The sequence below is a fragment of the Kitasatospora sp. NPDC034035 genome, from assembly GCF_055575755.1.
Genome location: NZ_JBVISA010000021.1, coordinates 149,384 through 162,590, shown reverse-complemented (window position 1 = coordinate 162,590; position 13,207 = coordinate 149,384). Strand labels below are relative to the sequence as shown.

The 13,207-nt window shown below is 77.2% G+C and carries 2 protein-coding genes; both read right to left on the bottom strand.

The features are described from left to right. Positions 1–2: 2 nt before the first annotated feature. Positions 3–8,693 (bottom strand): amino acid adenylation domain-containing protein, encoded by an 8,691-nt coding sequence (locus ACZ52J_RS27700; protein WP_465622563.1) that lies wholly within the window; start codon positions 8,691–8,693, stop codon positions 3–5. Beyond that, complete coding sequence (locus tag ACZ52J_RS27695) at positions 8,690–13,171, bottom strand: type I polyketide synthase (protein WP_465622561.1); 4,482 nt, start codon at positions 13,169–13,171, stop codon at positions 8,690–8,692. The genes ACZ52J_RS27700 and ACZ52J_RS27695 overlap by 4 nt, the downstream gene beginning before the upstream one ends. Positions 13,172–13,207: the final 36 nt, after the last annotated feature.

Below are 13,207 nucleotides of genomic sequence, written 5' to 3'. Positions count from 1 at the left end.
GGTCAGCCGGTCGGTGCGGTGCCGGAGCCGCCTCGGCGGGCGGCGCGGCGCCGTTCGTGGTGCTGCCGGCGGTCGCTGCCGGCGGTCTGGGCACTGCTCTCCGGGGCCGGCGAGGGTTCCGCAGCCGCGACCGGAGCCGCGACCGGGGCGGGGGCGACGGCGGGGTCCGGCCGGTCCAGCAGCTCGGCGAGGTGCCGGATGGTCGGTCGGTCGAACATCTCGACCACCGACAGCTCCCGGCCGAAGTCCTCGGCGATCCGCCGCTGGACCCGGACCAGGTGGATGGAGTTGGCGCCGGCCTCGAAGAAGTTGGTGTCGAGGTCGACCTCCGCCCCGTCCATCACCTCCCGCCACAGTGCGGTGAGCCGCTCCACCGCTCCGGGCCCGGTGGGCTGGGCCACCGCGCGCGGCGCCGGAACCGGTGCCGCGGGTGCCGCCGGGGCGGCCGGGGTGCCCGGTCGGGCCGGTGCGCCCGCCGTGACGGCCGGGGCGCCGAGCCGGGCGAGCGCCGCCCGGTCGACCTTGCCGTTGGCGGACAGCGGCAGCGCCTCCACCGCCCGGACCAGCTGCGGCACCATGTAGCCGGGCAGCCGCTCGGCGAGGGCCTCCCGCAGCCCGAGCGTCCAGTCGGCGCCGGAGTCCGGCTGCTCGGCCGCCGCACCGGGCGGGCGGCCGCCGACCAGGGTGTGCAGCACGCTCTGGCCGTCCTCCAGCAGCAGCGCTCCGCGCAGCGGCTCGGGGAACACGTCGCCGATCGGGCAGAGTGCCACCGTGCAGTCGCCGGCCCGGTGGCGCAACAGCTGCGCCATTGCCCCGGCCTCCAACAGGCAGAACCGGTCGGCGAGTTCGCCGTACACCGGGGCGATCGCGGTATTCCTGGCGACCAGGAAGAGGGCGAAGCCGGCCCGTTCGAGCAGCGGCCGGTTGGCCTCGCTGTAGAGCGCCGGGTCCAGCGCCCGCTCCGCGCCCGGCGCGCCGTCGAGGGGGACCAGGGCCGGTCCGGCCGGGTCGACGTAGTAGGTGCCGGCCGCCAGGCCCGCCACCCCGCCGGGGGCGACGGCCAGGTAGGTCTGCACCGGGTACAGGCCGCCGGCCGACCCGTAGGCGTACCGGGGCACGCCGTCCTCGTCCTGGCGGGCGAGCACGGTCAGCAGCGCGTCCAGGTCGGTCCGGTTCACCGGGACGTCGGCGAAGCCGGTGGCGGCGCCGCGCAGGGCGGCGGCCCGGCGCAGCTCCAGGGTGTCGGCCGGCAGCGCGAACGGCAGCACCTCACGGCCCGCCAGGTCGGCCCGGCGGCCGGGCTGGCGCAGGCGCGCCTCCAGCCGGCGGACCCGCTCGGCGTCCAGTGCCGGGGCTGCCGCCGGGGCCGGGGCCGTGGTCGCCGGGGCGGCCGACAGCGGACGGGCGGCCTCGCGGACCACGTAGACCGCGAGCCGGGCACCGAGCCCGTCGCCCTCGACCAGTGCCGCGGCCTCCCGCACGCCGTCCATCCGGACCAGGGCGGACTCGATCTCGCCCAGCTCGATCCGCATGCCGCGCACCTTGACCTGGGAGTCCTCGCGGCCGAGGAACTCCAGGTCGCCGTCGGGCAGCAGTCGGGCCAGGTCGCCGGTGCGGTAGAGCCGCTCGCCGGTGACCGGGTGGGCCGGGAAGGCCCGGGCGGTGATCTCCGGGGCGTTGCGGTAGCCGACGGCCAGGCCCACGCCGGTGATGAACAGGGCGCCGGCCACCCCGACCGGACGCGGCCGGAAGGCCTCGTCCAGGACGACCATGCCCTGGTTCCGCATCGGGTGGCCGTACGGGATGCTCGGGCGGCCCGGTTCGACCTCGCCGACCGGGTGGAGCACCGACCAGATCGACGCCTCGGTGGCGCCGCCCAGGCTGATCACCTCGGCCTTGGGCGCGAGCGTGCGGACGTTGCCGGGCATGCCGACCGGGATCCAGTCGCCGCTGAGCATGACCAGGCGCAGCGACTCCAGGTCGGCGGCCGGGTTGCCGTCGGCGTACGCCAGCAGCATCTCCATCAGCGCGGGGACGGAGTTCCAGACCGTGACCCGGTGCTCGGCGACCAGCCGGGACCAGCGCGAGGGGTCGCGCTCCTCGCCGGGCCCGACCAGCACCAGGGCGGCGCCGGCGGCGAGGGTGCCGAAGACGTCGTACACCGAGAGGTCGAAGCCGAGCGAGGAGATCCCGAGGACCCGGTCGGACGGCGTGACCCGGAAGCGGTCGTTGACGTCCACCACGGTGTTCAGCGCCCCCCGGTGGTCGATCATCACGCCCTTGGGGTCGCCGGTGGAGCCCGAGGTGTAGATGACGTACGCGAGGTCCGCCGGGGTGGTCGGGACCGGGGCCGGTGGGGTGTCGGCCGGGGTGTCCAGGGCCTGTTCGAAGCTCAGCAGGGTCACTCCGGCGGGCACGGCGTCCTCGGGGGCCCAGGACTCCCGGGCGAGCAGCGCGGTGGCGCCGGCGTGTTCGAGCGAGCGGGCGACCCGGGCGGCCGGGAGGCCGGCGTCCAGCGGCAGGTAGGCGCCGCCGGCCCGGACCACGCCGATCGCGGCGGCCACCTGCTCCCAGCCCCGGTCGGCGCGCACGCCGACCAGCTCGCCGGGGCGCACCCCGGCCGCGCGCAGCGCGTGGGCGACGGCCGCCGAGGCCCGCTCCAGTTCGCCGTAGGTCACCGTGCCGGTGGCCGAGACCACGGCGGTGCGGTCGGGCGAGGTCCTGGCCCGGTCGAGGAAGGGCTCGTGCAGCAGCCCGTCGGGCCGCGGGCCGTCGGTGGCGTTGAGCGCCCGGTAGGCGTCGAGCTGGGCGGCGGGCAGGACGACCAGGTGCGGGTCCGTCCAGGCGCCGGGCTGTTCGGCGAGCGCGGTGAGCAGGCCGGTGTAGGCCTCGAACATGGCGTCGAGCACGCCCTCGGGGAAGAGCTCCTCGACGGCGTCCCAGGTCAGCCGCAGCCGGCCCTCGTCCTCGGAGATCTGGTGGTCCAGCCAGACCTGCGGGGTCTGGGTGATGGTGTGGGCGACCTCGGCGCCCAGCTCGCGGAGCACCTGGCTGCCGCCCACGCCGTCGGCGCCGAGCTCACTGGTGAAGACGACCGGCATGGCCGCCTCGGCGACCCCGCGCCGGCGGGCGAGTTCGCCGCCGACCCGGACGCCGCTGACCAGCTGGTGGTCGAGGTCCTCCCAGAGCCGGTCCTGCAGCCGGCGGGCCCGGTCGGCGAAGGAGCCGGCGGTGGCGCCGTCCACCTCGAAGAGGCTGAGCGCGGTGAAGTCGCCGACCATGGCGGCCAGGTCGGGGTGGTCGCCGACCCGGTTGAACAGGGTGAGGTTGAGGGTGAAGCGGTCGGCCGTCGACCAAGTGCCGATCACGGTGGCGTAGGCGGCCAGCGCGAGCGCCGAGGGGGTGACCCGGCCGGCGGCGGCCCGGCTCTTCAGCCGCTCCCACAGCTCGGCGGGCAGGTGCGCCTCGCGGCGGCGGAACCTGGTCTCGGCCAGCTCCTCGGGGCGCCGCGCCAGCGGCAGCGCGGGGGCGGGCGGCAGGGTGTCCAGGCGGCCGTGCCAGTAGTCGAGGTCGCGCTGCAGGGCCGGGCCCCGGCGGCGGTCCTGCTCGGCCAGCACGTAGTCGCGGAAGGAGAGTTCGAACGGGCTCGGGTCGAGCGTGCCCTGGTAGACGGCGAGCAGTTCGCGCAGCAGGATCTGCACGCTGCCGCCGTCGGCGATCAGGGTGTCGATGCTCAGGTGCAGCCGGACGTCGGCACCCGCGGTGCGGCTGGCGCGCAGCTCGAACAGCGGCCAGGCGTCGGCCGGCAGCACCTGGTGCGACATCCGGGCGCGGGTCCCGGTGAGGTGCTCGGCCCGGTCCCGCTCCGGCAGCTCGCGCAGGTCGTCGACGGTCAGCTCGTACGCGGGCACCTCGGGCAGGACGCGCTGGGTGCCGTCCTCGCCGAAGACCAGGCGCAGGGCGTCGTGCCGCAGCACCATCGACCGCCAGGCGTCCTGGAGGCGCAGCGGGTCGACGTCGGCGACGTCCACCTCCAGGTAGAGGTGGCAGGCGACGTCGCCGCCGACGGCGCCGCTGCGGCCGATCCAGTAGGCGCGCTGGACGTCGGTGAGCGGGAAGGGCTCGTGCCGGCGGGCCGGGTCGGGGAGCAGCGCGGTCCGCTCGGCGGGCGCCTCGGCGGCCCCGTCCGTGCCCAGCGCGTCCACGGCCCGGGCCAGCGCGGCCACGGTCGGCGAGTCGAACAGGGTGCGCAGCGGCAGCTGCACGTTCAGCCCGTCGCGGATGCCGGCGACCATCCGGGCGGCCAGCAGCGAGTGACCGCCGAGCTCGAAGAAGTCCTCCCCGGTGCCGACCTCGTCGAGGCCGAGGGCCTCGCGCCAGATCGCGGCGATCCGCTCCTCGGTGGGCGTGGCCGGCGGGGTGCGGTCGCGGCCGGCGGCGGGCACGGACTCGGGCGCGGGCAGCGCCGCCCGGTCGACCTTGCCGTTGCCGGTGAGCGGCAGCGCGTCGAGCGCGATGAAGCGGGACGGGATCAGGAAGCCGGGCAGTTGCCCGGCCAGGGCGGCCCGCAGCTCGGCCGGGGCCGGCGGCGCGGCCGGGTCCGCGGGCACCAGGTAGGCGGCCAGCGCGGCCCGGGAGGTGCCCAGGCCGTAGGCGGTCACCACGCACTGGCGGATCCCGGGCAGCGCGGTGAGCGCGGCCTCCACCTCGCCGGTCTCGATCCGGAAGCCGCGGATCTTGACCTGGTGGTCGTTGCGCGACAGGTACTGGATCCGGCCGTCGGGGCGGGTGCGGACCAGGTCGCCGGTGCGGTACAGCCGCCCCGTTCCGGCGCCGGCCGCCTCGGGGTCGGTGACGAACCGTTCGTCGGTCAGCTCGGGCCGGTCGAGGTAGCCGGCCGTCACGCCCGCGCCGCCGATCAGGAGTTCGCCGGGCACGCCGACGGGCACCCGGCGCCCGTACGGGTCGAGGACCCGTACGGTGGTGCCGGCGATCGGGCGGCCGACGGTGACCAGGCCCTCCTGCGGGTCGACCTCGTCGGTGGTGGACCAGACGGTGGTCTCGGTCGGCCCGTACATGTTGAGGATCCGGCCGTCGAGGTGCCCGGCCAGGCGGCGCACCAGGTCGGCGTCGAGGGCCTCGCCGCCGAGCAGCAGCCGGCGCAGGCCGCGCAGCGCCTCCGGGTCGGCCTCGTCCAGCAGGGTGCGGGCCCGCGAGGGGGTGCACTGCAGGTGGGTGACGCCGTGGGCGCGGATCAGCGCGGTCAGCTCGCTGTCGGCCGGGCCGGTGGCGGCGGGTGCGGTGGCCGCGGTGCGGCGCAGCTCCGCCAGCCGGGGCAGGGCGGCCAGCGCGACATCGGTGTCGACGCCGAAGTCGACCAGGCAGCCGATCTCGTCGACCCCGATCTCGGCCAGCCGGTGCACCAGCGGCAGGCACTCCTCGGCGGTGCCGATCAGCGAGCCGTGGCCGAGGTAGCGGGCGCAGGCGTGGTCGAGCAGCGCCTCCTGGTCCTCCGCGGTGAAGTCGCTGCTGCGGACGTCCATGCCGAGGCTGCGGGCCAGGTTCTCGATCAGGCCGACCGAGCTGCGCAGGTAGTCCCGGAACGGCTGCCAGGCGTGCGCCCGGACGTCGGCCGGGTCGGCGCCGAGGTAGCTGTGCAGCATCAGGGTGACGTGCGGCTCGCCGGCGTGGCCGGCCTCCCGCCAGGCCTCGCGGTACAGGGCGATCTTCTCGGCGAGGTCCTCGGTGCTCTGGCCCAGCAGGTGGGTGAGCAGCTGGGCGCCGACCCGGCCGGCCGTGCGGCAGGTCTCGGGGTTGCCGGAGGAGGTGAGCCAGTACGGCAGTTCGGCCTGGACCGGGCGGGGCAGCACCTCGACGTCGACGGTGCGGCCGCCGGGCCCCTCGAAGGGGAGTCGCTCGCCGCGCCACAGCCGCCGGACCTGCTCGATGCCGCTGACGGTGAGCGCCTGGCGGTCCTGGTAGGCGTCCTTGGCGAGGACGAAGTCGTCGGCGTGCCAGCCCGAGGCGAAGGAGAGGCCGACCCGGCCGCCGGACAGGTTGTCGACGACCGACCACTCCTCGGCCACCCGCACGGGGTGGTGCAGCGGCAGCACCACGCTGCCGGCCCGGATGCCGATCCGCTCGGTCGCCCGGGCGATCGCGGCGGCCAGCACCGAGGGGGCCGGGAACGGCCCGCCGAAGGCGTGGAAGTGCCGCTCGGGGAGCCAGACCGCGGAGAAGCCGTTGGTGTCGGCGAAGCGGGCGCCGTCCAGCAGCAGCCGGTACTGCTCGGGGCCGGGCTCGGCGCCGGCGGTGCCGCTGGCGAAGTAGAACAGGCTGAACTCGGGGACGGCCCGGTCGGCCCGGGGCGCCGGGGCGGTGGTCGGGGCGGGCAGCGCCGCCCCGGGGTCGGGGTTGACCACGACCCGGTGGCCCCGGCTGAGGGTCCAGAGCAGTTCCAGGACGGAGATGTCGAAGGAGACGCTGGTGACGGCCAGCCAGGTTGACGGCTCGGCGGCGGCGGTGCCGTCGGTGGCCTCGGCGCCGTCGGTGCCGTCCGCGCTGTCCGTGCCGTCCGCGTCCTCGGCGAGTACGCGGTCCATCGCCGCCAGGAAGGCGGTGAGGTTGCGGCGCAGGACCACGACGCCCTTGGGGCGGCCGGTCGAGCCGGAGGTGTGGATGACGTAGGCGGGCGCGTCCGGGTCCACCGGCGCGGGTTCGGCGGACGCGTTCCCGGCCGGGGCGGGGGCGTCCAGGTCGAGCAGCGGGGCACCGGCCGGCGCCGCGTCCCGGGTCGCGGCGTGCACCAGCACGGCGGTGGGCCGGGCGTCCTCGACCACGTGGGCCAGCCGGGCGGCCGGGTAGTCGGGGTCCAGCGGCAGGTAGGCGGCGCCGGCCCGGAGCACGGCGAGCATGGCGGCCGGCAGGTCGGTGCCGCGGCGCAGGCACAGGCCGACCCGGTCGCCGGGGCGCACCCCGGCGGCGCGCAGCCGGACGAGCAGCTCGTCGACCCGGGCGTCCAGGGCGGCGTAGGTCAGGGCCTGGTCCGGGCGGCCGCCGGGCAGCACGGCCTCGGCGCCGGGGCGGGTGCGGACGGCCTCGGCGAAGGCCGTCACGACGTCCACGGCGTCCTCGGGCAGCGGCCCGCCGTCCCCGGCGGCGGCCAGCAGGGCCTGCTCCACGGGGGTGAGCGCGAGCAGTTCGGACAGCCGCAGGCCGGGGTCGGCGGCGCCGCCGGCGAGCACCCGCCGCAGCGCCTCGGTCAGCTCGCGCACGGTGTCGTCGTCGAACAGGTCCCGGCTGAACTCGCAGACGCCGGCGGTGAGTCCGCCGTCCCGGGCGAGTTCCAGGCTGAGGTCGGTGCGGCACAGGCCGTTGTCCAGGTCGACGAGCTCGACGCCGACCCCGGGCAGGTCGATGTCCGGGGCGGGGACGTTCCGGTAGCCGAACTGCACCTGGTAGAGCGGGGCGTGGCTGAGGTCGCGGTCCGGGCGCAGCTCGCGGACCAGGCGCTCGAAGGGCACCTGGGCGTGGGCGAGCGCGCCGAGGGCGGTCTCCCGGACCCGGTCGAGCAGTTCGCCGAAGGTCGGGTCGCCGGAGAGGTCCGAGCGCAGCACCAGGCTGTTGACGAACATGCCGACCAGGCCGGCGAGTTCGGGCCGGTCGCGGCCCGCGGTGGGCACGCCGACCAGCACGTCCTGCCGGCCGGAGTGGCGCATCAGGACGGCCTGCCAGGCCGCCAGGGTGACCATGAACGGGGTGGCCCGGGCGGTGCGCGCGGCCTGCTCCACGGCCTCGGTGGTGGCGGCGTCCAGGGTGAAGTGCACCCGGCCGCCCCGGTGGCTGGGCACGGCCGGCCGGGGCCGGTCGGTGGCCAGTTCCAGGACGTGCGGGGCGCCGTCCAGGCGCTCGCGCCAGTAGGCGAGCGGCTCGGCCAGCGCGCCGTCGGTGAGTTCGGCGCGCTGCCACTGCGCCCAGTCGGCGTACTGCACCGTGAGCGGCCCGGGCACCGGGCCGCCTTCGCGGAAGGCCCGGTAGCGGGCGCAGAGTTCCTCCACCAGCACCGAGCGGGACCAGGCGTCGCCGACCAGGTGGTGGTTGACCACGACCAGCAGGGCGCGCTCCGGCGCGGAGCGGATCAGCAGGGCGCGCAGCAGCGGGCCGTGCTCCGGGTCGAACGGCAGGGCCGCCTCCCGCTCGGCGAGTTCGCGCTCCCGCTGCTCGTTCCAGTCGTCCTCGCCGTCCTGCGGCTCGACCACCCGCAGGACCGGGCCGGTGTGCTCCAGCACCCGCTGCACCGGGCCGTCGGCACCGTCGGCCACGACGGTGCGCAGCGCCTCGTGCCGCTCCACCAGGCCGGTCAGCGCGGCCTCCAGGGCGGCGACGTCCAGCGCGCCGGTGAGGCGCAGTCCGACGTACTCGTTGAACACCCCGAGGCCGGGGGTGAGCTGCTCCACGAACCAGAGCCGCTCCTGGCCGAAGGACAGCGGCGCGGGCACCGAGCGGTCGCGCGGCGGCAGCGTCGGCGCGGCGCCGGGACCGGCGGGACCGGCGGCGGTGGGGCCGGTGGCGGTGACCGGGGCCGTGCCGGCGCGGCCCCGGGCGCGCGCCTCGAAGGCGGCGCGCTGCTCGGGGGTGAGCCGGGCGAGGCGGTCCTCGCGGCCCTTGGGGTTGCGGCCTGCGGGGTTGGTCACTGCTGCTCCAGTTCGGCGATGATGCGGTCTTCGATCTCGACGGCGAGGTCGGCGATGCGGCCGCCCTCGAAGAAGACCCGGGCGGGGACGTCGACCTCGAACTCGGCCCGCAGCCGGGCCGCGACCTGGGCGGCCAGCAGCGAGTGGCCGCCGAGCTCCAGGAAGTCGTCCTCCACCCCGACCCGGTCGAGGCCGAGCAGTTCGGCGTAGATCTCGGCCAGGCGCTCCTCGGTCGCGGTGGCCGGGGCGGTGTACGGGGTGGCGAGCTCGGGGCGGGGCAGGGCGGCCGTCCGGGGCAGGTCGGCGGCCGGGGCGGCGGAGGTCCGCAGGGTCCCGTCGGTGATCCCGGCGCCGACCCGGGCCACCACGGCCCGGCCGGCCGGGCCGTCGAGCAGGGCGGCGAAGGCGCGGGCGCCCTGCTCGGGGGTGAGCGCGCCGGCCAGCATCTCGGCCTGGAAGGCCCGCAGGGCCTCGGGGACCTCGGCCTGGTCGGCCATGCCGACCTGGGCCCACATGTCCCAGTCGACGGCCACCGCGAACCGCTCGCCGCGCGCGGCCTCGGCCTCCGCGACGGCGGCCAGGTAGGCGTTGGCGGCCGCGTAGTCGCACTGGCCGTAGGTCGGGATCAGGGTGGCGAGCGAGGAGCAGAGCACCAGCACCTCGGCCTCGCCGGGCCGCAGCGCGGCCAGCAGGTGGCGCAGGCCTGCGGTCTTCGGGGCGAGCACCGTGCGCATGCTGTCGTCGGAGCGCAGCTCCACCGAGCCGCCGCCGGGCACACCGGCCGCGTGGATCACGCCGTCGATCCGTCCGAAGGCGGACCGGGCCTGCTCCAGCGCCCGGTCGAGCGCCTCGGCGTCGGTGACGTCGGCGCGCACGGTCAGCACCTCGGCGCCGGCCGCGCGCAGTCCGGCCAGGGCGGTCTCGGCGGTCTCGCCGCCGGCCCCGCGGCCGAGCAGGACGAGCCGGGCGACGCCGGCGCCGGCCAGGTAGCGGGCCAGGGTCAGGCCGATCCCGCCGAGGCCGCCGGTGATCAGCCAGGTGCTGTCGGCGCGCACCCGGGCCGGGGCGGCGGGGACGGGCCGCTCGGCGCGCTCGACGGTGCGGGCGAGCAGGGCGCCGTCGCGCAGGGCCAGCAGCGGGGCCGGGCCGGTGAGCACGGCGCGCACCACCGCGGTGGCGGACGCCTCGTCGAGGACGGTCCCGGCGGCGAGGTCGACCTGGGTGCAGCGCAGGTTGCGGTACTCCTCGCCGAACACCTGGACCGGGCCGCTGAGCAGGGCCGCGGCGGGCCGGGGCCGCTCGCCGGGGGCGGCCGGGAAGGCGCCGGCGGTGACCACGCCGAGGCGCACCTCGTGCACCACGCTCTCGGCGGACATCGCCCGGGCGAGGTGGACCAGGCCGAAGTAGCCGTCGGTCTCGTCCGCGGTCTCGTCCAGTCCCCAGCCGTACAGGACGGCGGTGGGCGTGCGGACCAGGGCGCGCAGGTCGGCGAGCAGCTTGGCGTACTGGGCCGGGTCGGCCGGGTCGAGCTCGTAGACGCCCCGGCGCACCCGGCGGTAGCCGGCGCCGGGCTGGACGGTGGTGACGATCTGGCCGCGCGCGGTCAGCAGGTCGACCAGCGGCTGGGCGGTGCCGGCCCGGTCCAGCAGGACCAGCCAGGTCTGGCGGCGCCCGCTCAGCGGGTCCGCCTCGGCCGTCGGCCCGGCCGGCGGGTGCCAGCCGATGGTGGCGTGTACCGCGTCGGGGTCCGAGGCGGGCAGCGCGGTGGCGGGCGCCCGGCCGGGGATGGCGGGCTCGATCCAGTGCGGCAGCCGCTCGAAGGGGTAGCCGGGCAGGTCGGCGGGGCGGGCGGCGTCGAGCGGCTCCCAGTCGACCGGGGCGCCGTGCGTCCACAGGCTGCCGAGGGCGAGCACGGCGCTGCCGGGCTCGTCCTCCGGGCCGCGGCGGCCTCGGGTGGGCAGCGGCGGCTGGGCGAGCCGCGCCGCGGCGGTGCCCTCGGCGGCGGAGCGGGCCAGGTCGGTCAGGACGCTGCCGGGGCCGGTCTCCACCAGCACCATCCGCTCGTCGAGCGCGGCCAGGCGGGTGAGCCCGTCGTGGAAGCGGACCGGGGAGAGCATCTGGCGGGTCCAGTACGTGGGGTCGGTGGCCTGCTCCGGGGTGATCCAGTCGCCGGTGAGGTTGGAGAGGAACGGCACGGTGGGTTCGCGCAGCGTCACCTTGGCCAGCTCGGCGGCGAACTGTTCGGCGGCCGGGGCGCACAGGGCGCTGTGGAAGGCCCGGTCCACCGGCAGCGCGAGGGCGCGCAGGCCGCGCTCGCCGAGTTCGGCGGCGGCGCGCCCGGCGGCCTCGGGAGTGCCGGACAGCACGGTGGCGGCCGGACCGTTGACGGCGGCGAGGTCCAGGCCGTGCCGGGCGGCGAGTTCGGCGGCGGCCGCCTCGTCCAGCGGGACGGCCAGCATCGCGCCGGGCGCGGTGGCCTCCATCAGCCGGCCGCGGGCGGCGACCAGGGCGAGCGCCTCGGGCAGGTCGAGGACGCCGGAGAGCAGCGCGGCGGTGTACTCGCCCAGGCTGTGGCCGAGCAGGGCGGCCGGGCGCACGCCCCAGTGCCGCCACAGCGCGGCCATGGCGTGGCCGACCGCGAGAACGGCGGGCTGGGTGACGGAGCTGCGGCGCAGCTGCTCGGCGTCTCCGTCGCGGAGCAGCTCGACCAGGTCGAGGCCCAGGTGCGGGCGCAGCAGGTCGGCGGCCTCGTCCAGGGCGGTGCGGAACACCGGGTGCGCCGCGTGCAGGCCGAGGGCCATGCCCGGGTACTGGGCGCCCTGGCCGGGCAGCAGGAAGGCGACGGGCGCGGCGCCCTGGCCGGCGCGGGCCCGGACGGACTCCCGGCGGCCGCCCCCGCGCAGCGCGGCGATCGCGCCGGCGGTGTCCCGGGCGACCACGACCCGGCGCTGGACCAGTCGGCGGCGGCCGGTGCGCAGGGTACGGGCGACGTCCGCGAGCGGGCGGTCCGGGTGGGCGGCGAGGTCCTCGGCGAGTCGCTCGGCGGCGGCGTCCAGGGCGGTGCCGGTGCGGGCGGACAGCGGCAGGGCCACCGGGACGGCGGTCGGCTCGGCGGCCTCCCGGGCGGCCGCCGCGGGGGCCTGCTCCAGGATCAGGTGGGCGTTGGTGCCGCCGATGCCGAAGGCGCTGACGGCGGCCCGGCGCGGACCCTCGGCGACCGGCCAGTCGGTGAGGTCGGCGGGGACGAAGAACGGGCTGTCGGCCAGGCCGAGTCCGGGGTTGACGGACTCGGCGTGCAGGCTGGCCGGGATCCGGCCGCTGCGGACGGCCAGGATGGTCTTGATCAGGCCGGTGATGCCCGCGGCGGTGTCCAGGTGGCCGAGGTTGGACTTGACCGAGCCGAGGCCGCACCAGCCGGTGGCCGAGCGCAGCTCGGCGTCCTGCTCGGCGCGGAAGGCGGCGGTGAGCGCCTCGACCTCGATCGGGTCGCCGATCGGGGTGCCGGTGCCGTGTGCCTCGACGTAGCCGATGGTGTCCGGGGCGACGCCCGCGACGGACAGCGCCTCGCGGATCACCGCGGTCTGCCCGGCCACCCCGGGGGCGGTGTAACCGGCCTTGTTGGCACCGTCGTTGTTGACGGCCGAGCCGAGGATGACGGCGTGCACCCGGTCGCCGTCGGCGAGCGCGTCGGCGAGGCGCTTGAGCACCACGACGCCCGCGCCGTTGCCGAAGACCGTGCCGGCGGCCTCGGCGCCGAAGGGCCGGCAGTGCCCGTCCGGGGACTCGATGCCGCCGGGCACCGGCAGGTAGCCGGAGCGGTTCGGCACGGTGACGGTGACGCCGCCGGCCAGGGCGAGGTCGCACTCCTCGGAGAGCAGGCTCTGCACCGCGAGGTGCACCGCCACCAGCGAGGTCGAGCAGGCGGTCTGCACGCTGACCGCCGGGCCGCGCAGGTTGAGCTTGTACGCGGCCCGGGCGGCCAGTTGGTCGGGCTGGTTGCCCTGGAAGAGCATCGGCACGCCGAGCGAGTCCCGCAGGTCGGTGCGCGGCAGCAGGTTGTGGATCAGGTAGGTGCTCAGCAGCGATCCGGCGTAGACCGCGACCGGCCCGCGCGCCCGGTCGGGGTCGCAGCCCGCGTCCTCCAGCGCCGCCCAGGCGCACTCCAGGAAGATCCGCTGCTGGGGGTCGATGACCGAGGCCTCCAGCGCGTTGTAGCCGAACAGCTGGGAGTCGAAGCCGGCGACGTCCGACAGCACGCCCTTGGCGGCCACGTACCCGGGCTTGCCCGACTGGTCGTCCGGCACCCCGTCGGCCCGCAGCTCCTCCGGACCGAAGCGGCTGATCGCCTCGGTGCCGGCGGCCAGCAGCTCCCACAGCGCGTCGACGGAATCGGCTCCGGGGAAGCGGCCCGCGAGGCCGACGACGGCGACCCGGCCGTCGGTCTCGGCCGGGTCGGGAAGGACCGGCTGTGCGTTCAAGGTGTTCTCCGTGGTGTGGTGGGCTCCGCGCGCGGC